The 25,776-nt window shown below is 69.0% G+C and carries 23 protein-coding genes; 10 read left to right on the forward strand and 13 right to left on the reverse strand.

The window, feature by feature from the left end; genetic code table 11:
* Entirely contained in the window at nt 1–435 is a 435-nt protein-coding gene (locus tag MLG_RS14835; protein WP_011629311.1) for an iron-sulfur cluster assembly scaffold protein, read from the forward strand.
* On the opposite strand, the gene MLG_RS08025 is transcribed toward MLG_RS14835, so the two are convergent.
* From MLG_RS08025 to MLG_RS08060, 8 genes are all read right to left on the reverse strand, one after another.
* Nucleotides 429–2,192, reverse strand: a complete 1,764-nt coding sequence (locus MLG_RS08025) for a GspE/PulE family protein (RefSeq protein WP_011629312.1) — start codon at nt 2,190–2,192, stop codon at nt 429–431. The genes MLG_RS14835 and MLG_RS08025 overlap by 7 nt on opposite strands.
* Complete coding sequence (locus MLG_RS08030; RefSeq protein WP_041717975.1) at nt 2,189–3,871, reverse strand: sensor domain-containing diguanylate cyclase; 1,683 nt, start codon at nt 3,869–3,871, stop codon at nt 2,189–2,191. Before MLG_RS08030 ends, MLG_RS08025 begins: the two co-directional genes overlap by 4 nt.
* A gap of 163 nt (nt 3,872–4,034) precedes the next feature.
* Entirely contained in the window at nt 4,035–5,234 is a 1,200-nt protein-coding gene (locus MLG_RS08035) for an efflux RND transporter periplasmic adaptor subunit (RefSeq protein WP_011629314.1), read from the reverse strand.
* A gap of 4 nt (nt 5,235–5,238) precedes the next feature.
* On the reverse strand, nt 5,239–7,608 hold the full coding sequence (locus MLG_RS08040; protein ID WP_011629315.1) for an ABC transporter permease: 2,370 nt from the start codon (nt 7,606–7,608) through the stop codon (nt 5,239–5,241).
* Nucleotides 7,608–8,672, reverse strand: a complete 1,065-nt coding sequence (locus tag MLG_RS08045; RefSeq protein ID WP_011629316.1) for a hypothetical protein — start codon at nt 8,670–8,672, stop codon at nt 7,608–7,610. Before MLG_RS08045 ends, MLG_RS08040 begins: the two co-directional genes overlap by 1 nt.
* The gene (locus MLG_RS08050; RefSeq protein WP_011629317.1) at nt 8,666–9,376 is read right to left on the reverse strand and encodes an ABC transporter ATP-binding protein; all 711 of its coding nucleotides are present in this window, start codon (nt 9,374–9,376) and stop codon (nt 8,666–8,668) included. Before MLG_RS08050 ends, MLG_RS08045 begins: the two co-directional genes overlap by 7 nt.
* A 36-nt stretch (nt 9,377–9,412) precedes the next feature.
* Nucleotides 9,413–11,527, reverse strand: coding sequence for a S9 family peptidase (locus MLG_RS08055; RefSeq protein WP_232209236.1), 2,115 nt, complete (start codon nt 11,525–11,527; stop codon nt 9,413–9,415).
* A gap of 18 nt (nt 11,528–11,545) precedes the next feature.
* Nucleotides 11,546–13,132 carry a class I adenylate-forming enzyme family protein gene (locus tag MLG_RS08060; RefSeq protein ID WP_011629319.1) on the reverse strand — a complete coding sequence of 529 codons (1,587 nt, stop codon included), beginning with the start codon at nt 13,130–13,132 and terminating at the stop codon, nt 11,546–11,548.
* Nucleotides 13,133–13,317: 185 nt separating this feature from the next.
* Between MLG_RS08060 and MLG_RS08065 the strand changes: the two genes are divergently transcribed.
* A complete protein-coding gene (locus MLG_RS08065) occupies nt 13,318–14,118 on the forward strand; it encodes a TatD family hydrolase (protein ID WP_011629320.1) in 801 nt (266 codons plus the stop codon).
* Between the two features lie 27 nt (nt 14,119–14,145).
* Here the strand turns inward: MLG_RS08065 and dusA are convergent, their stop codons facing one another.
* Nucleotides 14,146–15,177 carry a tRNA dihydrouridine(20/20a) synthase DusA gene (gene dusA / locus MLG_RS08070; RefSeq protein WP_011629321.1) on the reverse strand — a complete coding sequence of 344 codons (1,032 nt, stop codon included), beginning with the start codon at nt 15,175–15,177 and terminating at the stop codon, nt 14,146–14,148.
* 144 nt (nt 15,178–15,321) lie between these two features.
* Between dusA and MLG_RS08075 the strand changes: the two genes are divergently transcribed.
* The 3 genes from MLG_RS08075 (at nt 15,322) to MLG_RS08085 (ending at nt 16,481) form a co-directional block, all read left to right on the forward strand.
* The gene (locus tag MLG_RS08075) at nt 15,322–15,564 is read left to right on the forward strand and encodes a glutaredoxin family protein (protein ID WP_011629322.1); all 243 of its coding nucleotides are present in this window, start codon (nt 15,322–15,324) and stop codon (nt 15,562–15,564) included.
* Nucleotides 15,561–16,124: a L,D-transpeptidase gene (locus tag MLG_RS08080; protein ID WP_011629323.1), complete on the forward strand. Its 564-nt coding sequence runs from the start codon at nt 15,561–15,563 to the stop codon at nt 16,122–16,124. The genes MLG_RS08075 and MLG_RS08080 overlap by 4 nt, the downstream gene beginning before the upstream one ends.
* A gap of 75 nt (nt 16,125–16,199) precedes the next feature.
* Nucleotides 16,200–16,481, forward strand: coding sequence for an Lpp/OprI family alanine-zipper lipoprotein (locus MLG_RS08085; protein WP_041717977.1), 282 nt, complete (start codon nt 16,200–16,202; stop codon nt 16,479–16,481).
* A 60-nt stretch (nt 16,482–16,541) separates the two neighbouring features.
* Here the strand turns inward: MLG_RS08085 and MLG_RS08090 are convergent, their stop codons facing one another.
* Genes MLG_RS08090 through lipA form a run of 3 tightly spaced genes read right to left on the reverse strand, consistent with a single transcriptional unit; the run spans nt 16,542 to nt 19,192 of the window.
* Nucleotides 16,542–17,531, reverse strand: a complete 990-nt coding sequence (locus tag MLG_RS08090; RefSeq protein ID WP_011629325.1) for a L,D-transpeptidase family protein — start codon at nt 17,529–17,531, stop codon at nt 16,542–16,544.
* 55 nt (nt 17,532–17,586) lie between these two features.
* The gene (locus tag MLG_RS08095; protein ID WP_049753547.1) at nt 17,587–18,171 is read right to left on the reverse strand and encodes an NUDIX hydrolase; all 585 of its coding nucleotides are present in this window, start codon (nt 18,169–18,171) and stop codon (nt 17,587–17,589) included.
* A 25-nt stretch (nt 18,172–18,196) separates the two neighbouring features.
* Nucleotides 18,197–19,192 (reverse strand): lipoyl synthase, encoded by a 996-nt coding sequence (lipA, locus tag MLG_RS08100; protein WP_011629327.1) that lies wholly within the window; start codon nt 19,190–19,192, stop codon nt 18,197–18,199.
* Nucleotides 19,193–19,290: 98 nt separating this feature from the next.
* Between lipA and MLG_RS08105 the strand changes: the two genes are divergently transcribed.
* From MLG_RS08105 to MLG_RS14840, 4 genes are all read left to right on the forward strand, one after another.
* Nucleotides 19,291–20,478 carry a ChaN family lipoprotein gene (locus tag MLG_RS08105; RefSeq protein WP_011629328.1) on the forward strand — a complete coding sequence of 396 codons (1,188 nt, stop codon included), beginning with the start codon at nt 19,291–19,293 and terminating at the stop codon, nt 20,476–20,478.
* 179 nt (nt 20,479–20,657) lie between these two features.
* The gene (locus MLG_RS08110) at nt 20,658–20,990 is read left to right on the forward strand and encodes a high-potential iron-sulfur protein (protein WP_011629329.1); all 333 of its coding nucleotides are present in this window, start codon (nt 20,658–20,660) and stop codon (nt 20,988–20,990) included.
* 210 nt (nt 20,991–21,200) lie between these two features.
* The gene (locus MLG_RS08115) at nt 21,201–21,527 is read left to right on the forward strand and encodes a high-potential iron-sulfur protein (protein WP_011629330.1); all 327 of its coding nucleotides are present in this window, start codon (nt 21,201–21,203) and stop codon (nt 21,525–21,527) included.
* A 158-nt stretch (nt 21,528–21,685) separates the two neighbouring features.
* On the forward strand, nt 21,686–22,159 hold the full coding sequence (locus tag MLG_RS14840; RefSeq protein WP_011629331.1) for a DUF6231 family protein: 474 nt from the start codon (nt 21,686–21,688) through the stop codon (nt 22,157–22,159).
* Here MLG_RS14840 and MLG_RS08125 read toward each other — a convergent pair.
* On the reverse strand, nt 22,107–23,000 hold the full coding sequence (locus MLG_RS08125; RefSeq protein WP_011629332.1) for an alpha/beta hydrolase: 894 nt from the start codon (nt 22,998–23,000) through the stop codon (nt 22,107–22,109). The two genes, MLG_RS14840 and MLG_RS08125, sit on opposite strands and share 53 nt — an antisense overlap.
* 123 nt (nt 23,001–23,123) lie before the next feature.
* On the opposite strand from MLG_RS08125, the gene pepN reads away from it, so the two are divergent.
* Nucleotides 23,124–25,769 carry an aminopeptidase N gene (pepN, locus tag MLG_RS08130; protein ID WP_011629333.1) on the forward strand — a complete coding sequence of 882 codons (2,646 nt, stop codon included), beginning with the start codon at nt 23,124–23,126 and terminating at the stop codon, nt 25,767–25,769.
* Nucleotides 25,770–25,776 lie beyond the last annotated feature (7 nt).

Below are 25,776 nucleotides of genomic sequence, written 5' to 3' on the forward strand. Positions count from 1 at the left end.
GTGGACGACCTCTATCGCGATATCATCCTGGACCATTACCGCCATCCGCGGCGGTTCGGCCCGGTGGAGCACTTTCCCCTGCGCGGCGAGGCGCGCAACGCCCTCTGCGGTGACGAGCTGCAACTGGGACTGGCGCTGTCGGGCGACCGGGTGTCGGCGATGGGCTTTCACGGTCGCGGCTGCGCCGTGTGCATGGCGGCCGCCTCGCTCTGCTGCGAGCGGCTGCCGGGAACCAGCGCGGCCCGGTTGGCCCTCTGGCCGGCACAGTTGGATGCGGCCCTGAAACGAAACGACGACGGCCTGCTGCCCGCGCCGCTGGAGCCCCTCACCTTGCTACGCGCCTATCCCGCCCGACACCGCTGCGTGCTGCTGATGGCAGAGGCGCTGGCCGAGGCGCTGGCCGGCCGGGTACACCCCGACGCCCTGGCTCAGTAACCCGCGTCCACCACCTTCTTGACATCGTCCAGGTCCTCCAGCCGGACCCGGAAGGCCTCTTCCAGGGTGGTGACCCCGGTACGCGCCAGGTGCAGGCCGTGCCGGGTCAGACTGCGCATACCCCCCTCCACGGCCAGTTCCCTCAGCGCCTCGGTGGTGATGCCCTGAGCGATACGGGTGGCCATGTTGCGATCGGCCACCAGCAGTTCATAGGCCATGGCACGCCCGTGAAACCCGGTATAGTCGCAGCGATCACAGCCGGTCCCGGTCCAGAATGGCTCGTCGCCGACGCCCATCACCTGGCGCACCAGCGCCTCTGGCTCATGCGCCACCCGGCAATGGGTACAGATAACACGGACCAGCCGTTGGGCCAGCACGCCCATCACGGTGGAACTCACCAGGTAGGGCTCCACCCCCATGTCCACCAGGCGGGTCACGGCGCTGGGTGCATCGTTGGTGTGCAGGGTGGAAAGGACCATGTGGCCGGTGAGCGCCGCCTTGGTGGCGATCTCGGCCGTCTCCAGATCGCGGATCTCCCCGACCATGATCACATCGGGATCGTGGCGGAGGATATTGCGCAGCGCCCGGGCAAAGGTGTAGCCGATGCCGGCATTCACCTGGATCTGTTCCACCCCCTCCATGTCGTACTCCACCGGCTCCTCCACGGTAAGGATGTGGGGCTCGGCACGACGCACCTCCTGGAGCAGGGAGTAGAGGGTGGTGGACTTGCCCGAGCCGGTGGGTCCGGTGACCAGGATCATCCCCTGGGGGCGCTGGATCAGGGTGCGGACGATCCGGTCGTCGCGCTCAGAGAACCCGATTTCCTCCAGCCGCTTGAGTCCGTGGGCCTTGTTGAGGATGCGGACGACCACGCTCTCGCCGGTGTAGGTGGGCATCACCGAAATGCGCAGGTCCACCGCCTTGCCGCTCACCCGCACCCGCGCATGGCCGTCTTGGGGCAGGCGCTTTTCGGCAATATTCATGCGACCCAGGATCTTGATGCGGGCGACAACCGCCGCCAGCTGCGCCTTGTCCACCAGTCGCACCCGCTGGATGGCGCCGTCGATACGGAACATCACCGCCAGGTCGTTCTCGCGTGGCATGAAGTGGATGTCGGACGCCCCGCGGCTGATCGCCTGCAGGATGACGGTATTGACCAGCCGCACCACCGGGCGGCTGCTGGCCTGGCTCTCTATCTCCTGGTCGCGGCGCAGGTCCCGGTCCTCATCGGTGGTCAGCAGGGTGTCCATGCCCTCCTCACCGCCGATGGCCAGGGATTTATAGGAGCGATTAATCGCGCTGCTGATCTGATGGGGAGGCGCCAGGACCGGCTCCACGTTGAGTCCGGTATGGAAACGGAGGTTGGCCAGCAACTCCTCGTCCGTCGGGGTGGCGGTGGCAGCCATCAGCACCGATCGGTGGCGCGCCAGGGGCAGGACGTTGAGTCGCAGGCACATCTCGTAGGGGATCAGCCCGGCGACCTCCGGCTTGGCCACAAACCCCGCCAGATCCACCCGAGGGATCCCGAGCTGCTCGCACAGGGCGTCCTCGAGCTGCTCCCGGGTGATGTGGCGATGCTCCACCAGCCAGCGGCCAAGCTGCAGGTGCGGCTGCGCCCGGTGGGTGTCCAAGGCCGCACGCAGCGTGGTCTCGTCGATAAGGCCCCGTTCCAGGAGGATGCCGCCGAGGCGCCGAACCTGCTTGCCCCGCGCCTTGATCAGCGCCTGTTCCAGATCGTGCTCGTCGGCGACCTTCAACACCCGTCTCCACGGTCGTCGTCTTCCCCCTCACCGAGCGAGGAATCCTCCTCCGCGAGGCGCACTGGCTCGGACTGCTGGCGCGCCCGGCTCAGCAGTGCGGCCAGCATCTCCCCCTGCCCCGGGAAGATGGCGGTCCCCACGTGCGCCCAGCCCGGGCCCACCGGCTGCTCCCGCCCCGAGCGACGCAGGCTCTCCTCGACCCGGGCGCGCATGCGCTGGGCCACCGAAACGGCCTCGTCGCGCACCAGGTCCGGCAGCAGCATCACGAACTGCCCGGGCTCGATGCAGGCCAGGGTCTGCGATGGCCGCAGCAGGGCCTCCAGGCGCTGGATGATCAGGCTGTACCGCGCCGCCACCAGGGCCTCAAGCGCCGCATCACCGGACGGCTCCGCCACCTCCACCTGCACCAGGACGATGACAATGCCCAGGTCCTTGATGCTGGCGCGGGTCTGGGCGCGCTCGAAGTGCACCGCGAGCACCCGTTCATTGGGCAGCCCACTGACCGGTTCAGCGCCGGCCATCTGGGTGAGTCGCCCCTGAACCTGCTTCTGCTCGGTGACATCCCGCGCCGCCCCGCGATAACCGGTGAGCTCCCCGGTGGCGCTGAACAGCGGCATGCCACTCACCCGCCACCAGCGCAGCTCACCGTTGCGCAGCACCCGATGTTCGATCTCCGAGAAGCCCCGTCCGCTGTCCCGCAGGCCGCTGAACCAGTTCCAGACCCGGGTGCGCTCCTCCGGCGGCATCAGGTCGAAGGGGCTCAGGGTCTCCAGGATCACCGGCGGGATACCCGCGATGGTCTCCGCCTGGGCGGATACCCACATGTAGCGGCCGTGCTCATCCACCTCCCAGAAGAACTCCAGCGCCGGACCGACGGGGCCGGTTGCCCGCTGCTCGCTCTCCACCAATGCACTCATCAGCGCCCGCTGCTCGGTGATATCCCGGGAGGTGCACTGCAGGGCGATCAGCTGGCCCTCGCCGTCCAGGTAGGCGGTGGCCCGGCTCTCCAGCCAGGCGTAGCTGCCGTCCCGGCGGCGGATGCGGTACTGCACGTCGCGCTCGGTCTCGCCCTGGACGGCGAGCTTGCGGAACAGGTCGCGCACCCGCTCCACGTCGCCCGGGTGGACGTAGTCGAGGGGGCTGACCCCGGTGAGCTGATCCGGTGTGTGGCCCAGCAGGTGGCGGACCGACTGGGAGACGTACATGAACTCGCCGTCGGGGGCGTGGAGGGTGACTAGGTCGCGGGTACTCTCGGCGAGGAAGCGGAACTTCTCCTGCGCCCGAAGCAGGGCCTGCTCCAGGTAGTAGCGCTCGGAGACGTCCAGCACACAGCCCACCCACTCCACCCCGCCGTCCCGCCGCGACTCCGGACGGGCGGAGAGCTCCAGGTGCACACGGGCCCGCCGGCCCGCCTTGACCATGTACTCACAGCGCCAGGGAGTGAGCCGCTTGGCCGAGTGATAGAGGCTCTCCAGCAATCGCTTGCGGTCGGGCTCCGGCACAAAGCGGAAGAGCTGGTGTTCCGCCCAGGGGCCACTGCCCTCACCCACGCGGTGGAGCCGTGCCAGCCCGGGGCCACGCGCGGTAAAGCGGATTGCCCCATCCATCCCGAGCCGGCAGAACAGGACCTCCCCGGGGAAGCTGTCCGCCAGCAGATCAAATTGCGTCTGCGCCATCGAGGTCAATAGGTTTGAACCCGCGTCAGGGTTGCTCGTCATCGAATGTAGAATTCCCCAGAAATTTTGAGGGCCATATACTCCAGCGTAGAACACGACAATACAACTGTTGACGCAAACGCCCGGATCCGACCAGCCGCTCCCGGCCTCCGGTGCCGGCGGTTCACGGGGCCGGGCGGATCCGCACCCGGCGCCCGTCGCTGAGGTCCCGATCGGGGTGCACCACCACGGCCTCGCCCGGCTCCAGCCCCGAGAGGATTTCCACATCGCCACCACCGCGCAGGCCCCGCTCCACCCGCCGCAGCCGCACCCGGCCATCGCTGACCACGAACACCGCCCAGTGATCGCCATCGCGGAACAGGGCACTGATTGGTGCCCGCAACACGTCCTCGCGGCTGTCCAGCAGAAAGAGGGCGTTCACCCGATAGGCATCACCCAGGGCGGCCCAGTCCGCCGGGTCGGAGATGAAATCCACAATAACCCGGACCCGCTGCTCCTCCACCCCCAGGGCCGAAAACTTGGTGAAACCGCTGGGCTCCACCCTTCGCACCACCCCGTCCAGGTCATCCCTCCCGCCCCAGCGCTGCAACGCAACCGCCATGCCCGGGCGGATGCGTACGGCATCGGCGGAGAGCACCTCCACCTCCACCTCCAGCGCCTGCGGGTCCGCCAGCTCCAGGATCGGCTCGCCCGGCTGCACCACCCGCGCGCTCTCGAAATGGCGCGCCAGCACCCGACCGCTGGCCGGTGCCTGGAGTTCGATGACCTCGGGGGTCTCCTCGTCCCGCTGCCCGGCAAACGCGAGCGCCAGTCGGGCCGCCTCCAGCTCCGCCCGGGCGGCATTGACCCGGTGGCGCGCCGCGGCGACCGTGGCCTCGGCCTGCCGGGCCTGGGCCGCCGCCCGGTCCACGTCGTGCCGGGAGACCGCGCCCCGCTCCCCGAGCCGGGACAGCCGCTCCTGTTCGCGGGCGGCGAAATCGGCACCGGCCCGGGCGGCCTGGTGCTCTTCGCCGGCCGTGGCCAGAGCCGCCTCGGCAGCCTCAACACGGGCCTGCGCCTGCCGTTCGCTGCGCAGGTCGAGCGCCTGGGGCAACAACGGGTCGAGGCGTACCAGCACCTCCCCCGCCTGCACCGCATCGCCCACCTCCCACGCCACCCGGCGGGCGTGTGCCGGCACCGGGGCTGAGATGGCGTAGCGGTGCATGACCCGGGTCCGCCCCTCCTCCTCCACGGTCTGGTGCACGGCACCACGGCTCACCTCGGTGATATCCACCCAGACCGGCTGCGGCCGAAAGCCCAGGTAGAGCAGCAGGGCCGCCACCGCCAGGCCGCCGATCCACACGGTCAGTCGCTTCCAATTCATGGCCTCATTCCCTGGTCTTCAGGACCTCGACAAGGTCCAGCCGGTCCAGCCGGCGTCGGACCACCCAGGCCGAGAGGAGGCCGGCGAGCACCACGATGAGCGCGGCGAACGCCATGCCTGACGGCGTGAGCACCACCGGCACCCGGTAGAGATCGGACTCGACGGCGCGGGCGACCCAGCCGTAGAGCAGCCAGCCGAGCAGGAAACCGGGCAGCAGTCCGGCCAGGATCAGCACCGCCTGTTCCCCCAGCAGGATGCGGGCGACCTCGCCCCGGGTAAAACCCAGCACCCGAAGGCTGGCCAACTCCCGGGCCCGCTCGGAGAGGCTGATCCGGGCACCGTTGTAGATCACTCCGAAGGCGATGCTGCCGGCCAGCAGGGTGGTGATGAAGGTGAACATCAACACCGTCTCCGCCAGGGTATCGTAAAAGCTGTCGATGGCGGCCTCGCGCTCGGCGATGCCAGCGATACCGGGGCGTTCGCGCAGGGCCTCCACCACCGACGCCCGGTCGCCGGGGAGCAACTGCAGGCGCGCCCCGGAGACAGCGCTCCCCTCGCCCAGCAGGCGCTGGAGGGTCGCCAACGGCAGGTAGGCGTTCACCCCGATGAGCTCTGTGATCACGCCGCCCACCAGCAGTTCGTGTGACGTCCGGCGCCCCTCGAGAAAGGTTACCTGGAGCCGGTCCCCCGGCCGTACGTCCAGCTCCCGGGCCAGCCAGTCGGTCAGCAACAGGCCGTGCTCGGGCATCGGCTGCAGGCGCAAGTCCGTGTCCAGCAGGCGCCGCAGCTCCGCGCCGGGCTCCTGGCCCTGCAACGCCAGCCGCCAGGTGCGGTGGCCCGAGCGCAGCTCCACGCTGGCACTGCGCCAGGGCTCGACACGGACCACGCCCGGCAGGGCCTCCAGCTCGTGAACGGCCTTGCGGGCCGTGGGCTCGGTGAAGGTGACGGTGATATCGTCGCGCTCCACCAGCCCGAAGTGGATGCCGACCATCTGGTGGATGGCGGCGTCCTGGAAGCGTCCCACCATCAGGATGGCACAGGCGAAGGCGACCCCGGTGATCCCCATCAGCGCGCGCACCGGGCGGCGCTCCAGGCTGCGCAGGATCATCCGCACCGGCTGGCTGAACCAGCGCTGCAGGCCCAGCCGCTCCACCACCGTGGCCCGGAAGGCGGGGGGCGGTTCCGGCTGCATGGCCACTGCGGGCGGCAGCACCACCGCCCGGCGCACCGCCAGCGCCACCGCCAGCAGGGCGGACGCCACGGTGACCAGAGCGGCGATCACAAAGGCCCGCGGGCCAAGGTGGAAGCTCAGGTAGGGGAAGCGGAAGAACTCCGCATACATTGCCGCCATGCCACCCCCCAGCCAGAGCCCCACGCCCACCCCGATGACCAGCCCCAGGGCGACGATCATCAGCACCAGCCGGACATAGTGCAGACCGACCTCCAGGTTGCTGCGGCCAAAGGCCTTGAGGACCCCGATCTGCTCGCGCTGGGTACTGACCAGCCGCCCCACCACCACGTTGAGCAGGAAGGCCGCGACCCCGAGAAAGATGGCCGGAAACAGCGTCGCCAGGGTCTCCAGCCCGTTCAGTTCCTCCTCCAGGTAGCGATGGGAGAGCTGATCGGCACGGCCAATCGCACCCCGCCCGCCATAGCGCTCCAGCGCCGCATCCACGGCCTGGATGACGTCGCCCTCCCGCGCCCCCCGCTGCAGCCGCAGACTGACGTCATTGAACGCCCCCTCCATGTCGCGGGCGGCGGCCAGCGCGGTGCGGTTCATCCAGAGTACGCCGTAGCGCTCGTAGTCGGGCAGCATGGTACCGGGCTGGATCTGGTAGATGTGCTCCGGCGAGAGCGCGATCCCCACCACCGTCAGCCGCTGGCGGTGCCCGTGGATGATGGCGCTCAGGGTATCGCCCGGGCGCAGCCCGTGGGCCTCGGCAAAGGCCTCGCTGGCCACCACCTCGCGGTCCATGCCCGCCTCCGGCAGGCGACCGGTGCGCAGGAACAGGGCGTTGAGCTCGCTGTTACGCCCGTCCGGCAGCGACTGCAGCCGCCCGGCCACCGGGTCCGGGAAGCCCGCCGGCTCCAGGTGGGCGGCGGCCACCACCCGGCTCTCCACCAACTGGACCCCGGGGATCGCCCGCAGGCTCTCCACCAGCGACTCCGGCGCCCGCTCCAGGCTGGCGAAGACGTGGCCGAAGCGGTAGTCGCGATAGAAGTCGTCCCGGGTCTGCTGCAGGGTGTCGATGATGGCCAGCGACATGACCAGGGTGGCCACCCCGCCGCCGATCACCACCGCGATGGCCGCCGCCTGGCCACGCAGGTGCCAGAACTCGCGCAGCAGCATCCGGTAAAGGGCGGGCAGACGCATCAGTACGCCCCGGGATGACCGAAGGCCGCCTCCAGGGCAATGAACAGCCGCCGCTCGGTCCGGAAGTCATCCTCCCGGTCCCGCCGGAGCTGCGGACGGATCTCCAGACTGAGCCAGTCGCGATGGATCACCGAGCGCCAGCGCACCTGGGCGTAGTATTGGGTGAGCTGGTTATTCGGTTCGCTCTCGCCCCGGGCACCCACCTGCCAGATCAGCGCCCGGCGTTGGGAGAGCTGCTGGTAATAGGAGACCCGTTGGTCGTAGTAGAACTGCTCTTCCCGCTTAAACCAGGTGGCCCCCGCCTCCAGCCGCACGGCACTGCGCCCAGTGACCGGGTGGTCCAGGCGGATGTCGGTCGTGGTGCCCGCGCCCCGTCCGTCGTACCAGAACACCGCCTGGCGGGGACGGATCACCCACAGCCCCGGCTGAAAGGCGCGCCAGACCCGGGCCCGGGTGTAGAGGTCCACCGGGCTGCCGGAGCGCAGGCGGGCGTCCACCGACGTGGACCAGTTCTCGCTCGGGCGCAGGAAGAGCAACCCCGCGCTGGTGGTGCGGTCCTCGTCCAGGTCCCGCGGCACGCCCCGCTCGGCATCCACCTCGTCGTCATAGTCATCGCTGGTGATGATCAGGCTCAGGCGATCCTGGGCCCCGGGCAGGCGCAGACGGCCGGAGACCCCGGCCTCCAACCGGCTGTCACCCTCGGCGCTGAGGCGCTGCTCCAGGCGCAGCCGGGCCACCGAGTCGTACTCCTCGTCCGCGTAGAGTTCGTCATCGGTCCCCAGCATCCGGTCCAACTGCCGGGAGAGCAGAAAGACCCCGCGGGCCACGGCGGCCTGGCCCCGATCCACCGGTCCGATCAGGGCGCGCTCCTCATCCTCCTCCGGATACCACTCCGTGGCGGGGTCATCGCGAACGTGGCGTTCCTCCCGCCGCCTGCTCTCGGCGGCCGCTTCCGCTTCGGCGGCCGCCTCGGGGTCGGCGCCCTCGGCAACCGCCGCGGCCGGCAGGCCGACCGCCAGTGCCAACCCGACCAGCAGGCGCCCGGCATAACGCACGCTCACCATACCAACGCCTCCGGCGGCTCCGGTGCCGCGTTACGCTCCACGTTGCGGATCTCCCCATCGGCGAAGTGGACCACCCGGTGGGCCATACGGGCGATATCGGCGTTGTGGGTGATCACCGCCGTGGTGGTCCCGAAGGTCTGGTTGATGTCCATGAGCACGCGCAGGACGTTGATCCCGGTCTTCGAGTCCAGCGCCCCGGTGGGCTCGTCACAGAGCAGGACCCGGGGGCGCTTGGCGATGGCCCGGGCGATCGCCACCCGCTGCTGCTCGCCGCCTGAGAGCTGGGCGGGAAAGTGGTCCATGCGGGCCTCCAGGCCCACCCGGGCCAGCGCCTCCTCCGGCGTCATCGGGTCGCGCGCGATCTCGGTGACGATGGCCACGTTCTCACGCGCGGTGAGGCTGGGGATGAGGTTGTAGAACTGGAACACGAAGCCCACCACGTGGCGTCGGAACCGGGTCAGCTCCGCCTCACTGGCCCGCGCCAGGTCAAAACCCGCGCAACGCACGTGCCCGTCAGTGGGTCGGTCCAGCCCGCCCAGGATGTTCAGCAGCGTGGATTTGCCGCTGCCCGAGGGCCCCAGCAGCACCACGAACTCCCCCTCTTCCAGGGTCAGGTCCACCCCCCGCAGGGCATGGACCGATACCTCGCCCATACGGTAGACACGGGTCACTCCCTGGGCAAGGAACAACGGCTCTGCTGCCATCCGGCCTCCTTCTGCCGCCTGCCCCGTGCCGCCGGGTCAGCCGTCCTGCCCTTGAGTATCGTACGGGCCTTCCGCTTCGGCGAGCCCGTAGACGTGCAGCAGAAAGACGTACCGTCGCGCCACTTCCTGCAGGTACTCGAAACGCCCGCCCGGGCCGCCGTGACCGGCGCTCATATTGGTGTCGAGCAGCAGCAGCCGGTCCTGCGGCCAGACCTCACGCAACCGGGCCACCCACTTGGCCGGTTCCCAATAGGTCACCCGCGGGTCGCTGACCCCGGCGGTGACCAATAGGTGCGGGTAGCGCCGGGGGGCCACGTTGTCGTAGGGCGACCAGCTGAGGATGCGGTGGTAGGCGGCTTCGTCCTCCACCGGATTGCCCCACTCCGGCCATTCCGGCGGGGTGAGCGGCAGGGAGGGGTCGAGCATGGTGTTGAGCACGTCCACGAAGGGCACGGCGGCCACCGCCGCATGAAAGAGCTCCGGGCGCTGGTTGAGCACCGCCCCCACCAGCAACCCGCCGGCACTGCCACCGAACAGCGCCAAGCGGCCGGCGCCGGTATAGCCCTGGTCGATCAGGGCCTCGGCACAGGCGATGGTATCGCTGAAGGTGTTCTGCTTGTGCTCGCGCCGGCCCTGCCGGTACCAGCGCTGGCCGCGTTCCTTGCCGCCCCGTACGTGGGCGATGGCGAACACGAAGCCGCGATCCAGCAGCGACAGCCGGTGGGGGCTGAAAGCCGCCTCACTGGTCATGCCGTAGGCACCGTAGGCGTAGAGCAGCAGGGGCGTGCCGGGGTCGGGCTGCAGGTCCGCCCGGTGCACCAGGGAGATCGGGACCCGCTCGCCGTCCGGCGCGGTGGCGTAGGTGCGGTTGGCCGTATAAGCGGCCGGGTCGTGGCCGGAGGGGATCGGCTGGCGTTTGCGCAGCACGCGGCTGGCCTCACGCAGGTCGTGGTCGTGGACCTCGGTCGGGGTGGTGAGGCTGCTCCAGACGGTGCGTAGGGTGTCGGTGCGGTATTCGTAGCCGGCCACCAGACCCAGATCGCAGGGTTCGTCGCCGAAGTCCAGGCGCCGGGTCGCCCCGTCCGCCCAGGGCCGATAGTAAATGGCCGGCTGCGCATCGGCCATCTCGCTCCAGATCAGCCAGTCCTGCAACACGTGCAGGTCGCGGATGAGGCGGCCCGGACGGTGGGGCACCAGATCGGTCCAGCGCCCGGTATCCGCCGGGGCATCCAGCGGCGCGGCCACGATGCGGAAGTCCTCCGCTTCGCAATTGGTGAGCAGGATCCAGCGCTGGTCGTGATCCAGGGCGGCGTATTCCTGCTCCGGCGCGCGGGGGATCAGGCAGCGCGGGGGCTGGTCCGGGTCCCCGGCCGGTATCACCCACTGTTCGTTGCTGCCGTGACCGTGGCAGTCGATGAGCAGGAAGCGGCCGCTCTGGGTGCGGCCCAGGCTCAGGAAATAGCCGGGGTCCGCCTCCTCGTAGACCACCGGCCCCGGGCGGTCGCCGCCGACGTCCTCGCCCAACCGGTGCCGGCGCACCCGGCGGGGCCGGTGCTCCTCATCCCCCTCGATCCACAGGAGCGTCCGGCTGTCGGCGGCCCATTCGAAATCACCCCGGACATTCTCCAGGCAATCAGGGAGGAGTTCCCCCGTTTCGGTGTCGAGAAACCGGATCTGCAGCGTCTCGGACCCGGTAAGGTCCTCGCTGAAGGCCAGATAGCGGTGATCGGGGCTGTGGCCCCAGGCCGCCAGATCGTAGTAACTGCAACCGTCGGCCCGGGCGTCGGCGTCCAGCAGGACCTGCTCGCGCCGGTCATCGGCGTCCTCCCGCGGCCGGCGGCAGATGAGCGAGTGCTCGGCCCCCGGACGGAACCGCCAGTAGTACGCCCACGGCCCGTCGGGCAGGGGCACCCCGCGATCGTCCTCGGCCAGACGCCCCCGCAGCTCCGCCACCAGTCGCTCATGCAAGGGCTGCAGCGGCCCAAGGACGCGCTCGGTGTGGCGGTTCTCTGTCTCCAGCCAGGCCCGGATCTCCGGGTGGAGATGGGCCGGATCGGCCATGGCCTCGCGCCACTCCGGGTCGCGCAGCCAGGCCCAGGGGTCCTCGCGGCGGTGGCCGTGGCGCCGGTCCTTGACGGGGGCTTTATCCAATGGACTCCTTTCGTTCATTCAGTTACCTGCATCACTATTTTCATCCTGTTTCAGCATCTCCGCCACGCGGGCGCGATCGATCTTTCCGGCACCGGTCAGCGGCAGGGCGTCGACGAAGCGCCAGTGGCGGGGGCGCTTGAAACGGGCCAGCCGCAGGGCCGCGTGCGCCTCCAGATCGGCCACCCCGGGGGGCGAGCCGTTGGTGACCACCAGGGCCCCGGGCACCTGTCCCCAGTGGGGATGGGGCACGCCGGCCACGGCGGCGGCGCTCACCCCCGGGTGGGTATTGAGCACCGTCTCGATCTCCTCGGGCGCGATGTTCTCACCCCCGCTCACGAAGACGTTGTCGGCCCGACCCACCAGGGTGACCCGACCGCAGGCGTCGGCCCGCGCCATATCGCCAGTCCAGACCCAGCCGCCCTCCCGGAACACCCGATCCGTGCGGTCGGGGTCGTCGAGATAACCGTCGAAACAGTGCGGGCTGCGCAGTTCCAGCACCCCCGTCTCGCCCGGGGCCACTACCGTGCCCTCGTCCGGATGGGTGATGCGGTAGTCGGTGTGGAACATGCTCTGCCCGATACTGTGGCGCAGCTCCCAGATGCCATCGGCCTCCAGCCCGTCGGTGACCAGCATGAAGTTGGACGGCCCGCCCTCGGTCAGCCCGTAGGACTGGGCCACCGGGATGCCGCGCTCCACCCACGGGCGCATGGTGGCCTCACCGCAGGGCGCCCCGGCGGTGGTGATGCCTTCCAGGGTGGAGAGATCCGTATCGGCGAAGGCGGGGTGCTTGCTCATCAACTGGAGCATGGCCTCGACCCCGCCGAAGTGGGTGATGCCCTCCGCGGCGATCAGTTCCAGCGCCCGCCCCGGATCAAACTCGCGCATCAGGACGCTGTACCCGCCGGCGTAGTAGACCGGCGTCAGGGTGTTCCAACCGCCGATGTGGAAGAAGGGGAAGGTGACCAGCTCGCGCTGGGGCCCCAGCGCCCCGCCGGAGGTCGCCAGGATATCGATGGCGTTCCAGGTCATCTGCCGGTGGCTGATGGGGCAGATCTTCGGCTTGCCGGTGGTGCCGCCGGTGTGGATATAGAGATAGGGCGCCTGCATGGGCAGGGGGCGGTTGGCCGGTTGCTCGGGCGAAGTGAGCACCCGGCGCTGCCAGACCTCCCCCGCCTCGTCCAGGGCCAGCCGGCGGCGTACGCTGGGCGGCAGATCCAGCGACTCGGCCAGGGCCGCCAGCGCCTCCTCGTGCATAAAGGCGCTGGGCGCCATGCGGGCCAGCAGGTCGTTCAACTCGGGGGCGGCCAGGCGGAAACTCAGTGGTGTCAGCACCACCCCGGTCTTGCCACAGGCCAGGTAGAGGTCCACCAGCTCCAGCCGGTTGCGGCAAAGCACCGCGAAGCGCTCGCCCGGGGCCAGGCCCAGGGTGTCGGTCAGCCACCGCCCGGTGCGGTCGGCACGGGCATTCATCTGGGCGAAGGTCAGCGGCGGCCCCGCGTCCGGATCATGCACGGCGGGTTTGTCCGGGGTCAGTGCGGCGCGCCGCCCGGCCCAGTCTCCCACCCAGTTCATGGGCAGGCTGTCGTAGTCGTTGCGCTCGCTCATGCGCCCTCCAGGGATCTGGTCTACCGTTGCCGGCCGCACCCCGGGCCGGCGCCCGATGTCCGGGCCCCGCGACGGCCCTGCCGGAAGTCTCGCGGCAAACCGACGCGCAAGGCAAGCGCCCATCTGGCCAGCGGGCACCGGAAAAGGGATAATTGCCGCCCGTTTCCTGGCAGCAAGAGGGTCCCATGAGCGACGCGGCACTGGAACTGGTGGATATCGGCGCCAACCTCAGCCACTCCTCCTTCCGCAAGGACCTGGACGAGGTCCTGGAGGAGGCGGCCCGGGTCGGCGTGCAAACGCTGATTGTCACCGGCGCCAACGCCAAGAGCGCGGTGGACGGTCTGGCGCTGGCGCGCCGCCATCCCGAGCGCCTGCGGGCCACCGCCGGCTTTCACCCCCATCACGCCGCGGAGTGGCACGGCGAGTCCGAGGCGCTGCTGCGAGAGCTGGCCGCCGACCCGCTGCTGGTGTCCGTCGGCGAGACCGGGCTCGATTTCTACCGCGACATCTCGCCACGACCGGTGCAGGAGCGGGTCTTCGAGCGCCACCTGGAGCTCGCCTGCGAGCTGAAACTGCCCGTCTTCCTCCACCAGCGCGAGGCCCACGAACGGTTCCGCGACATGGTCCGCGCCTATCGCGACGATCTGGTGGACGGCATCGCCCACTGCTTCACCGGCGACCGCCGCATGCTCCATGAGTACCTGGACCTGGGCCTGCACATCGGCATAACCGGCTGGGTCTGTGACGAGCGCCGGGGCCAGGCCCTGCGCGAGTGCGTCGCGGACATCCCCCTGGACCGGTTGATGATCGAGACCGACTGCCCCTATCTGATGCCGCGCACCATCCGGCCTCGGCCCAAGACGCGCCGCAATGTGCCGGCCCACCTTCCCTACGTGCTGGACGAGGTGGCAACGCTGACCGGCCACAACCGGGCCACCATCGCCAGGGCCACCACCACCAACGCCCGGCGCTTCTTCCGCCTGTAGCCCGGCGGGCCCCGGCCCGGTCGCCGCTCAGGCGACGGCCGGGGCCTCCGGGACCAGCGCCAGCGCCTGCTCGATTACCTCGGGGCCGGCCCCGCTCCGGTGCGCCTGTTCGCTGATATGGCGCCGCCAGCGCCGGCCACCGGGGCAGCCGTTGAACAGCCCCAGGATATGGCGCGCGAGGTGCTGCAGTCGGGCCCCGCCCGCCAGCTCCGTCTCGACATAGGGCAGAAAGGCGCGCACGGCGGCGTGGCGGTCAGGCACCCCGGCCCCGGCGGCACCGAACAGGGCCCGGTCCCAGCCGGCCAGCGCCCAGGGGTTGGTGTAGGCCTCGCGCCCCACCATGGCCCCGTCCAAGCCCCGGTCCAGGGTCTCCAGCAGAGTTTCGGTCCGGGTGATGCCGCCGTTGAGGATCACCTCCAGGGCCGGGAAGTCGCGCTTGAGCCGATAGACCCGCCCGTAGTCCAGCGGCGGGACCTCCCGGTTCTCCTTCGGGCTCAACCCCTGCAGCCAGGCCTTGCGCGCATGCACATAGAAGGTGCGGCACCCGGCCGCCGCCACCTGATCGACGAAGCCGGTCAGGTGGTCGTAGCTGTCCAGATGGTCCACCCCGATCCGGTGCTTGACCGTGACCGGCAGCCGGGTGCTCTCCGCCATGGCCGCCACGCAGTCCGCCACCCGGCCCGGGTCGGCCATCAGGCAGGCGCCGAACGCGCCCGCCTGCACCCGGTCGCTGGGGCAGCCGACGTTGAGATTGACCTCGTCGTAGCTCCAGGCTTCCGCCAGCCGCGCACAGTGGGCCAGTTGCTCCGGATCCGACCCGCCGAACTGGACCGCCAGGGGCCGTTCGGCCGCGCTGTAGGCCAGGAACCGCTCCGGGTCGTTGTGCCACACCGCCAGTGCCGGGACCATCTCCGTGAACAGCAGCGTGCGCGGCGCCAGCAGGCGCAGGAAGTAACGCGCATGGCGGTCCGTCCACTCCATCATGGGGGCCACCGACAGCCGGCGGTCCGGCTCGGTCGCGCCCGGGGTAACGGTTGTCTGGGTTGCAGTGGGGGGCATGGTGAGGGTCGTTGCCGGTATGGGAAGCGCTATTCTCGCGTGCCGTGGGGCGGCCGGGCAAGCCGTCCCTTGCCGCCGCTCGGGCGATTGCCCGGCCCAGCGGCGCTCCGTATTATGGGCGGCCAACACGTTCAGCACCTGGGGATGACCTTGCTTTACCTCTACATGACCGACGGCTGCCACTTGTGTGACGAGGCCGAAGCGTTCCTGCGGACCGTTACCGCCTACCGCCCGGTCCGCTGGCAGCCCCGTGATGTCATGGACGATCCCGAGTGGCTCGCCGCCTACGGCGAGCGTCTGCCGGTCCTGGCCGATGGGCAGGGCCGCAGTCTCGATTGGCCATTCGACGCCAGCGATCTCCTCCAGTTCTTGGAACAATCGGCATGAAGCGCCTGGCAGGATTACTGACCGGCCTGTTGCTCCTCGCCCTGACCCTGTCGGCCGGGGCCGAACCCCGCTATAACGGGGAGATCTGGCTTGAGGTGGATGCCGAGACGGCGCGACTGACCGTCTACCAGGGCCACCGGCCGGTCCAGGTCTTTGAGCGCATCTCTGTGGGTCGGGCCGGTACCGCGCCCTTCCGCTATCGCGGCAGCAACCGGACCCCCAGCGGCGAGTTCCGTATCAATCGCATCAGCCACGACAGCCGATTCCACATCTTTCTCGGGCTCGACTACCCCACGCCCCGGCATGCGCGCGAGGCCCTGGAATCAGGCCTGTTCGACGAGGACGACTACCGGGCCTACCACGAGCACCTGCGGCGCCATCGGACCCCGCCCCAGGACACGGCGCTGGGCGGGCACATCGGGATCCACGGGATCGGCGACGGCGACCCGGAGATTCACGACCGATTTCACTGGACCCAGGGCTGCGTGGCCGTAACCAACGAGGAGATCGAGGCCCTGGTGGAGTGGGTAAACATTGGCACCCGGGTGCTGATCCGCTAGGATTCAGAGGTGAGTGGCCCTCTATTTTTGTAAACCCAGGTAGGGTTTTACGTCTGCAAGGAGAGTAAGATGCCGATGAAAATCAAGAATGCACTGAAATACTCCGCGATCGGCGCCTCGCTGGCCATCCTGGCCGGTTGTGCCACCGTCGCCGAGGAAGACGTGCGCAGCATGGTCAATGAGGCCAAGGCGGACGCCTCCGAGGCGCGCAGCATTGCCGAAGAGGCCCTGGCCACCGCCAACGAGGCCCACGACACCGCCCGTCAGGCCCAGGCCGACGCCGATGCCGCCCTGGAGGCCTCCCAGCGGAACAGCGAAGAGATCGATCGCATGTTCCAGAAGTCCATGTACAAGTAATCAGGGCCGTCCCACGCGTCCCTGGAACCCCGCCCCAGCGCGGGGTTCTTTTTTGCCCGGTCAGCGGCTGTGGAACGCCCCGGCCGGCAACGTGACATCGGCATCGCGGGAGATCGGCACCGGCAGCCCGGTGGGCGCCTCCACCAAGCGGCGCAGCCGATTGTAATCCACCCGGTGGGGCCGGTCGCCCATCGCCTCCGCCACGGCATCCGCGGCCATCGACAGGATCTCGCTGGTCGAGGTCGTCTCCCGCTGCTCTTCCAGCAGCGGATAGGCCTGCAGGTACAGGGTGTCTCCCTTCCAACCCGCCTTGAACGGGGCGTTGACCAGTCGAACCGGTGTGCCCACCGGCAACCGGGGGAACAGTTCTTCGATATCCTCCGGGTACATGCGGATGCAACCGGAGGTGACCCGCATGCCGATCCCCCAGGGCCGATTGGTCCCGTGGATCAGGTAGCCGGGGATACCCAGACGCAGCGCATGCCGCCCCAGGGGGTTGTCCGGCCCGGGTGGCACCACCCGGGGCAGCTCCTTGCCCTGCTCCCGCCGGGCATACTCCCGGATGGACTCCGGCGGGTACCAGGACGGGTCCTCCGCCTTGGCGGTGATCTCGGTACGGCCCACCGGTGTCTCCCAGTCCATGCGGCCGACGCTCACCGGGTAGGTCTCCACCCGCCGCCGCTCGCCGGCCGTGACCGGCCGGTAGTAATAGAGGCGCATCTCAGCGACATTCACCACCACGCCCTCGCGCGGCCCGGGTGGCAGGATGAAGCGGGTGGGGACCACCACCTCAGTCCCCTCACCCGGGACCCACAGGCTGATGTCGGGGTTGGCGAGACGCATCTCCTCGAAACCGACGCCATGACGTCGGCCGATGTCGAGGACAGTCTCGTCCTGGCTGGCCTGCACCACCTGGACCCGACCGATGATGTCCCCCTCCTCCGGCAGCAGGTAGTGGCCTGCGGGGAGCTCATCCTCACCGGCCGCGGCCAATAGGGGGAACAGCAACAGGACCGTGAGCAGCGCGCGCAACGGGAGCTGATAGGGCATAGATGATCTTTGGTAGGTGGTGGCAATGGATGGCCGGGGCAGCGTTGAGGCCCGCTCAGGCACTCTCCCGGGTGCCTTCCAGCACCCGGCAGAACTGCATGAGGATCCCCGCCGTAGCGCCCCAGATGAAGTGTTCGCCCCAGGTCAGGGCATGATACGTTAGACGCCGCCCCTGGCGTTCGGTTTCATAGAGGCCGTGATTGGCTGGATCGGTCAGGAAGGAGAGCGGCACGGTAAACACCTCGGCCACCTCCTGCGGGTCCGGCCGCCAGACCACCGGCGGCTCGATCCGCCCGACCACCGGGCGCACCCGGAAGCCGGTACCGGTGTGGTAGGGCCCGAGCCGGCCCAGGAGGGTGACCCGGTCCGGCTCCAATCCGATTTCCTCCCAGGCCTCCCGCAGCGCCGTGCGCTCGGCGGTCTCTCCGGGCTCCTTGCGCCCGCCGGGGAAGCTGACCTGGCCGGCATGCTCACGCAACTGCTCACTGCGCCGCGTGAACACCACACGGTAGCCTCCCGGCCCGGGGAGCAGAGGCACCAGCACGGCCGCCGGCGTCGCCCGGCCCTTGAACTCCAGGAAACCGGACTCCGGCAGATCCGCCTGCTCCAGGCAACGCGCCAGGCATTCGCTCAGGTCCACCCCCGCTCCGCACATCAGACGGCCCTCAGGAGGCGGACTCCAGGCCCACGTTGTTTTTCTCCAGCACCTTGTCGGCCCGGTAGCTGGAGCGGACCATCGGCCCGGCCACCACCTCCAGGAACCCCATCTCCAGACCCATACGGCGGTAATCCGCGAACTCGGCGGGGGAGACGTAGCGCTCTACTGGCAGGTGGTTGCGCGTCGGCTGCAGGTATTGGCCGAAGGTGACGATGTCCACCCCGACCGCCCGCAGATCCTCGAGGGTCTCCCGAATTTCCTCGTCGCGCTCGCCCAGGCCGAGCATGAGGCTGGTCTTGGTGAGCATGTCCGGCCGCCGTGCCTTGGCCAGGCGCAGCACCTCCAGGGTCTGCTCATAGCCGGCACGGGGATCGCGCACCGGGTGGGTGAGGCGGCGTACCGTCTCCACGTTCTGGGCAAAGACCTCGGGTCGGGCGTCCACCACCCTGTGCACATGCTCCGGTACGCCATTGAAATCGGGGGTGAGCACTTCCACCGCCGTTTCCGGGTTGACCTCCCGGATGGCGTTCACGCAGGCGGCATAGTGGCCGGCGCCACCGTCCTCCAGGTCATCCCGATCCACTGAGGTGAGCACCACGTAGCTCAGGCCCATCAGGCGCACCGAGTCGGCGGCGTGGGCCGGTTCGTCGTGGTCCAGCCGGCCCTTCGGGTTGCCGGTATCCACGGCGCAGAAGCGACAGGCACGGGTACAGACCGCGCCCATCAGCATGATGGTGGCCGTTCCGGCGTTCCAGCACTCACCGATGTTCGGGCAGTGCGACTCCTCGCAGACGGTACTGAGCCGATGGGTGCGGACAATGTCCCGCACCGCCTGGTACCCCTCGCCACTGGGTACCCGAGCGCGCAGCCAGGACGGCTTGCGGCCGCGCGGCGCCGCCTCGGCCCGCGGGTTGTGCTTAACTCCATCCTTGATGGCGCGCACCCCGTCGCGCTCGACCTTCATGCCACTGGTGACCACCGGAATGCCTTTCAGCGTGGGCATCTCTCCCCCTGCCTGAGTTGGTTGGTTCGCTGTCCCCGCGGGACCTTACCGCTATTGTACACTGCCCCCCATCGCCCGCAGTGATCCGGTGCCCACCGATGCCTGAAGCCCGACACCCTGCAACCGCCCGCGGACCGCTCCTCCTGCCCCTGCTGGCGCTGCTGCCGCTGTTGCTGGCGGCCTGCGCCCATAGCGGGTTGCCGGAACCGGCTGGGGACACGCTTGAATGTCCGCCGACCGGGCGCTGGATCGACGCCACGGGCGAGGTGCACACCACCGCCGGGTTGGCCGCTGAGGCGGCCAGGTACGAGGTCATCCTGCTCGGGGAGGAGCACGGTAACCGGGCCCAGCACCGCTGGCAGCTACTGACGCTCGCCGCCATCCACAGCCACACACCGGTGCAGGCCGTGGGCCTGGAGATGCTCCCAGGCGACGCCGACGAAAGCCTGGCCGCCTGGGGGCAGAGCACCATCGGCGAGGAGGACTGGCTGCGGGAGAGCGGTTGGTACGAGCACTGGGGCCATCCGGCGGACGGGTACCTGCCTATCCTGCACTATGCCCGCCTGGAGCAGATCCGGCTTCAGGGCATCAACCTGGACCGGGCCACCCACCGCCGTCTTGCCGGCATCGATTGGGAGGAGGCGCCCGAGGCCCTGGACGAGATGATCACACCACCGGCGGCGCCCCATCCAGACTACCGGAAACGGCTATTGGATGCGCTCGCCGAGCACCCCCATGGCGAGATGATGGACGAGGCGCGTTTTATCCGCGCGCAGGTGCTCTGGGACCGGGTCATGGCCGAGGGCCTGAAGGCGCTGCGGGCCTCCGGACCGGGGCCGGTGGTCGGGCTGATGGGGCGGGGGCACATGAGCCATGGCCACGGTGTGCCGGCCCAACTGGCCGACCTGGGGGTCGAGCGCGTCCTGACCCTGTTGCCCTACCCCGTGGCCCCGGATTGCGAACCCCCAGCCAGCGGCCTGGCCGACGCTCTTTATGGCCTTGCACCGGAACCCGGCACGCCGCAGCGCCGGCTGCGGCTGGGCATCCAGGTGGAGCCCGGCCAACACGGCCTGCGGGTGGTCGCTGTCAACGGAGGGTCGGTGGCGGAAGAGGCGGGGCTGCGGGAGGGCGATGAGCTGCTGGAAGCGGCCGGGCGGCCGGTGGAAAGCCATGGCGAATTGTTAATGATTCTCGATAAGGCACGAGAAGGATTCTCATTGCCAATCAAAATAAACCGCAATGGCGATCGAAAAACGCTATTGGCCTCATTCGCCGCCTCGTCGTGAACTTTTTACGAAGCGCCTAGTCTCAGTCAGTTAACGGTGTGGCCAACGCTCCGAATCGCGCCGAAACAAAGCGTATAGTTGCAGTCGCCCGCCGGCTTATTTACCCTTTGTTGCAACTGATCCCCAATTGGATTGGTTCGCTTCCAATAGCCCAAAGCTCCATCATAAAGGAGAGGCACATGTCCCACGACATCGATACCAAGCGCCGCAACTTCCTCAAGACCACCGCCCTCGGTGTGGCCGCGGTCCCCTTCGCGGGGGTCATGCTGCAGCAGCAGGTGGCCAAGGCCGACCTGCCGCAACTGAGTGAGGACGACGATATCGCCCAGAGCCTGGACTACGTGCACGATGCGGCCGACGCGGCCGATCACAGCGCCTACCAGGAAGGCTCCACCTGCGGCAACTGCAGCCTGTGGACCGGCGGTGACGCGCAGTGGGGTGGTTGCCAGATCATTCCCGGTCACCACGTCAACCGTGACGGCTGGTGCAACGCCTGGGTGCCGGCGGCCTGAACCGCCCTCGCTCAGCCAGAAACGTGAAGGCCCGCCTGTCATGGCGGGCCTTCGCGTTTCGGGTGCGGCAATTTGTTCCTTGCAACGATTCTAAAAACCTTATAGTGTCAGTCTGCGAAGCCGGCAGGCAGGACGCCGTTCCCACCCTTGAGACGCATCCAGCCCGCTTGTTGCTTCCATCTCACATGGTTCAACAAGGGAGTCTCCAACATGGCCGACACAATCAATCAGGGCCGTCGCCGTTTCCTCAAGACCTCCGCACTGGGTGTGGCCGCAGTGCCCTTCACTGGGCTGATGCTCCAGCAGCAGGTGGCCAGGGCCGACCTGCCCCGGCTAAGCGAGGACGATGACATTGCCCGCAGCCTCGACTACCGCCACGACGCCACTGAGGTAACCCACAGCCGTTACCAGGACGGCCAGATCTGCGGCAACTGCGCCCTCTGGGCCGGTGGCGACGCCGAATGGGGTGTCTGCCGGATCATCCCGGGCAAGGCGGTGGCCCGGGCAGGCTGGTGCAACGCCTGGGTGGCCGGCTGACCCAGGCCGCGTGAGGGGCCCTAGAGCCCCTGACCAGCTCGCAAAGGCAAAGGGCCCGCTCACGCGGGCCCTTTGCGTTCCGGCCCGACGAGGTTTAGCCGTCGGTGGTCGTGGCGTGGTACAACGTAGGGCATTCCGCAGCCAAAGGGAACGGCCCGATGTCTGACCAGGGCTTCCAGGTACTGGCCCACGCCCTCGCCGACGCACAGCCCCGCTCCGTGCTGGCCGTTGGCCCGCTCGCCGGGGAAGTGGCTACGCGCCTTTTCGACCGCGAGACAACAAAGCAGATCGCCCTGGATACCGGGGAGGCCAGCGACGCGCTGGCCCGCCAAGGGGTGGTCGACATCGCGATACTGACCGACACCCTGGAGCGCCTCGACCGGCGTGAGGCGAGTGGGCTGCTCGCCCGGCTGCGCGACGTTTACGCCCGGCGGGTGGTCCTCCTGGTGGCGCACGACCGCTGCCAGTGGTCCGGCACGGACCTCACCGCCCTGGGCTTCTCGCGGCTGCACGACGCCCCCGGGGCCGGCACCCTCTACGGGTTTGATATCGCCACCTATAAGACGACCCCGGACTGGCTCAACCCCGACTACTGGGCCAACCCTGAGCTGTGGGAGCGGCATCGCTGGTAGCGGGGCACGGGACCTGCTCGCGCAGCCAGCGCTCAATCCGCGCGGCGACGCGCTGCCATCCGGCGTCGAGCATCATCCCGTGCCCCATGTCCGGAAGGATCTCGGCCTTTACCCCGTGCGTCGCAGCGGTGGCGCGCACCATCCAGGCCGGGAACAGCGCATCGTCGGCGGCGCCGAGGACCAACATCGGCACATCGTGACGCCGCCGCGGCGGCGGTGCCGGGAGGCTCATATCCAGCAGTGCCAGTTGGGACTCCTGCTGCAGCCCCCCGGCATAGGCGAGCAACTGGCGATCCGCCACCGGCCGTGAGAACAGCAGCCGTTGGGCCACGTGCAGATTCACCTGTGTCGGCCCCAGGCCCTGCAGCAACCAGAGCTGCCAGAGCAATCCCGGATCCTGGCAAAGCAGTTGCCAGGCCGAGGCGGACAGCCCCATCGGCGGGACCGAGGCCATCAGCACCACGCCGGCCGGATCCATATGCCGCAGGCAACGCTGGACCACCAGACCGCCCATGGAGTGGCCGACCAGCACTGGGGGCCGGTGGAAGCGCCCGGCCACACTGAGCACGTCCTCCACGTAGTCCTCCAGACTGGCACCGTGGAGGTGCGCCCGATCCGCGCTCTCACCATGACCGCGCAGGCTCACCGCGCACGCCTGCCGCCCACGACGGGCAAACCAGGCCAGAAAGTGGGCATCCCAACACCAGGCGCCGGCATAGGCACCATGCACGAAGAGCAACGGCGGCGCGTCGGAACGACTGCCGCGACAGATGGTTTCCAACTCAAGCCCGGCACGCGATGCGGGCCAGAAGCCGACGGCGGGGTATAGGATCGGGGACATGGCGCCTCGCTTATAAGTTTTGTATAACACTGTAACAGCCCGCCGGGCCGGTCGCACGGAGTAAAGTGTGCCTGAGCTAGAGTGTTAGGATATGGCTTTGCGCGGCATGCCACGGGGGACCTCATGACGGATCACAAGCAGCGTGCGGCGGTGAAGCTCAGCGACTACACCCCGCCCGCGTTCCGGGTGGAGCATATCGACCTGTACTTCTCCCTCGGCGAGGAGTACACCCGGGTGCGCTCGCGGATGCGGCTGTGCCGTGCCGAGGGCACCGACCCGCACACCCCACTGCACCTGGATGGCGAGGCCCTGGAGTTGGAGGCGCTTTACCTGGACGGCCAGGCGCTGGCGATCGACGACTACCTGCTTACCCGGCAGGGGCTGACCATTGAGCGCGTGCCCGACCGGTTCGAGCTGGAGGTGCACACCCTCCTCCGGCCCCAGGACAACACCGCGCTGTCCGGCCTGTATCGCTCCGGTGGCATGTTCTGCACCCAATGCGAGGCGGAGGGCTTCCGGCGAATCACCTACTACCCCGACCGTCCGGACGTGCTCAGCCGCTTTACCACCACCATCGAGGCCGACCGCGAGCGCTACCCGGTGCTTCTATCCAATGGCAACGCCGTGGACCGCGGCGAGAGCGAGGGGGGCCGCCACTGGGTCCGCTGGGACGACCCCTGGCCCAAGCCCAGCTACCTCTTCGCGCTGGTGGCGGGGGACCTGCACTGCCACCGCGACCGCTACCGCACCGCCTCCGGTCGCGACGTGCAACTGGCCTTCTACGTGGAGCACGCAAACGCCGGACGCACCGGCCACGCCATGGAGAGCCTCAAGCGCGCCATGCGCTGGGACGAGGAGACCTACGGCCTGGAGTACGACCTGGACATCTACATGGTCGTGGCCGTGGGCGACTTCAACATGGGCGCCATGGAGAACAAAGGGCTCAACATCTTCAACACCCAGTACGTCCTGGCCAGCCCGGAGACCGCCACCGACGCCGATTTCGAGGCGGTGGAGGCGGTGATCGGCCACGAGTATTTTCACAACTACACCGGCAACCGGGTGACCTGCCGCGACTGGTTCCAGCTCAGTCTCAAGGAAGGTCTGACGGTCTTCCGCGAGCAGCAGTTCAGCGAGGCGATGGGCTCACCGGCGGTGCAGCGCATCCAGCAGGTGCGCCTGCTGCGCTCGGCCCAATTCCCGGAAGACGCCAGCCCCATGGCCCATCCGGTCCGGCCCGACGCCTACGTCGAGATCAACAACTTCTACACCGCCACGGTCTACATCAAAGGCGCGGAAGTGATCCGCATGTACCACACCCTGCTGGGCGACGGCGCCTTCCGCAACGGTGTGCGCCGTTACCTGGAGCGCTTTGACGGCCAAGCAGTGACCATCGAGGACTTCCTCCAGACCATGGCCGAGACCGGTGGCCGGGACCTCACCCAGTTCGGGCGCTGGTACACCCAGGCCGGCACACCCCGCCTGCGAGTGCGCGATGCCTTCGACGCGGACGCCGGGCGTTACACCCTGCGCGTAGTGCAGGAGTGCCCGCCCACCCCTGGTCAGCCGGCAAAGCAGCCGTTCCACATCCCGCTGGCGATGGGCCTGGTGGGACGGGACGGGCAGGCGCTCCCCCTGCGGCTGGCCGGCGAGCCCGAGGGCCAGGCCACGACCCGGGTGCTGGAGTTGACCCGCTCGGAGCAGGCTTTCGTCTTCGAGGGCCTGGCCGAGCGGCCGGTGCCCTCCCTGCTGCGGGGCTTTTCCGCGCCAGTCATCCTCGACTACGACTACAGCGACGACGACCTGGCCTTCCTGCTCACCCACGACAGCGATGCCTTTGCCCGCTGGGAGGCCGGTCAGCAGCTCGCCGTGCGGGTGATCCTGCGCCGGGTGCACGGCGAGCGTCGGGAGGAGGACCTGGACAAGCTCCGGCGCGCCTTTGCGGGGGTGTTGGAGCATCCCGGGCTCGACGCCTCATTGGCGGCCGAGGCCCTCGCCCTGCCTCAGGAGACCTACCTGGCGCAGCAGCTCGAGCAGGCCGATCCCGTGGCCATCCGGGCAGCGCGCGAGGGCGTGCGCGCGGAACTGGCGGGCGCCCTGGCCGCCACCTGGCGGACCGTCTATAGCCGCTACCGGCCCCAGGGCCCATGGCGGCTCGAACCGGCGGCTATTGCCGGACGGCGCTTGGCCAATCTCGCCCTCGGCTACCTGGCGGCCACCGGCGCGGCCGAGGACGATGAGCGGGTCGAGCGTCAATACCACCAAGCCGACAACATGACCGACAGCCTAGCCGCCCTCAGCCTGTTGGCCGACCGCGACGACGCCGCAGCGCAGGCCGCCCTGGACGACTTCCATCAGCGCTGGCGTCACGTGCCGCTGGTGCTGGACAAGTGGTTCCGGGTGCAGGCCATGTCGCGTCATCCCGGCGCACTGGCACGGGTCCAGTCCCTGCTCCGGCATCCCGATTTCGACCTGCACAACCCGAACCGGGTCCGCTCGGTCATCGGGGCCTTCGCCCAGGGCAACCCCGCGGCCTTTCACGACTCCAGCGGCGAGGGGTACCGCCTGCTGGCCGACCACATCCTGAGACTGGATACTCTCAATCCCCAAGTCGCCGCGCGGATGGCGCTGCCCTTGAGCAAGTGGCAACGTTACGATCTGCCGAGGCAGCAGATAATGAAAACCGAACTCCAACGGATCGCTGAGGCCCCTTCGCTGTCGAACGACGTGTACGAGGTGGTCTCCCGCAGTCTGGAGAACATCGCCTGACCCCATG

This window comes from Alkalilimnicola ehrlichii MLHE-1, from assembly GCF_000014785.1.
GTDB classification, from domain to species: Bacteria; Pseudomonadota; Gammaproteobacteria; order Nitrococcales; family Halorhodospiraceae; genus Alkalilimnicola; species Alkalilimnicola ehrlichii.

Bases quoted from the DNA above. Each gene is read 5' to 3' on its own strand.
- MLG_RS08110 (WP_011629329.1), top strand. From the start codon at position 20,658: ATGTCCCACGACATCGATACCAAGCGCCGCAACTTCCTCAAGACCACC.
- MLG_RS08035 (WP_011629314.1), bottom strand. From the start codon at position 5,234: ATGAATTGGAAGCGACTGACCGTGTGGATCGGCGGCCTGGCGGTGGCG.
- MLG_RS14840 (WP_011629331.1), top strand. From the start codon at position 21,686: ATGTCTGACCAGGGCTTCCAGGTACTGGCCCACGCCCTCGCCGACGCA.
- MLG_RS08105 (WP_011629328.1), top strand. From the start codon at position 19,291: ATGCCTGAAGCCCGACACCCTGCAACCGCCCGCGGACCGCTCCTCCTG.
- MLG_RS08040 (WP_011629315.1), bottom strand. From the start codon at position 7,608: ATGCGTCTGCCCGCCCTTTACCGGATGCTGCTGCGCGAGTTCTGGCAC.
- MLG_RS08045 (WP_011629316.1), bottom strand. From the start codon at position 8,672: ATGGTGAGCGTGCGTTATGCCGGGCGCCTGCTGGTCGGGTTGGCACTG.
- MLG_RS08080 (WP_011629323.1), top strand. From the start codon at position 15,561: ATGAAGCGCCTGGCAGGATTACTGACCGGCCTGTTGCTCCTCGCCCTG.
- MLG_RS08030 (WP_041717975.1), bottom strand. From the start codon at position 3,871: ATGGCGCAGACGCAATTTGATCTGCTGGCGGACAGCTTCCCCGGGGAG.
- MLG_RS08065 (WP_011629320.1), top strand. From the start codon at position 13,318: ATGAGCGACGCGGCACTGGAACTGGTGGATATCGGCGCCAACCTCAGC.
- MLG_RS08050 (WP_011629317.1), bottom strand. From the start codon at position 9,376: ATGGCAGCAGAGCCGTTGTTCCTTGCCCAGGGAGTGACCCGTGTCTAC.
- MLG_RS08090 (WP_011629325.1), bottom strand. From the start codon at position 17,531: ATGCCCTATCAGCTCCCGTTGCGCGCGCTGCTCACGGTCCTGTTGCTG.
- MLG_RS08085 (WP_041717977.1), top strand. From the start codon at position 16,200: ATGAAAATCAAGAATGCACTGAAATACTCCGCGATCGGCGCCTCGCTG.
- dusA (WP_011629321.1), bottom strand. From the start codon at position 15,177: ATGCCCCCCACTGCAACCCAGACAACCGTTACCCCGGGCGCGACCGAG.
- MLG_RS08075 (WP_011629322.1), top strand. From the start codon at position 15,322: ATGACCTTGCTTTACCTCTACATGACCGACGGCTGCCACTTGTGTGAC.
- lipA (WP_011629327.1), bottom strand. From the start codon at position 19,192: ATGCCCACGCTGAAAGGCATTCCGGTGGTCACCAGTGGCATGAAGGTC.
- MLG_RS08125 (WP_011629332.1), bottom strand. From the start codon at position 23,000: ATGTCCCCGATCCTATACCCCGCCGTCGGCTTCTGGCCCGCATCGCGT.
- MLG_RS08060 (WP_011629319.1), bottom strand. From the start codon at position 13,132: ATGAGCGAGCGCAACGACTACGACAGCCTGCCCATGAACTGGGTGGGA.
- pepN (WP_011629333.1), top strand. From the start codon at position 23,124: ATGACGGATCACAAGCAGCGTGCGGCGGTGAAGCTCAGCGACTACACC.
- MLG_RS08115 (WP_011629330.1), top strand. From the start codon at position 21,201: ATGGCCGACACAATCAATCAGGGCCGTCGCCGTTTCCTCAAGACCTCC.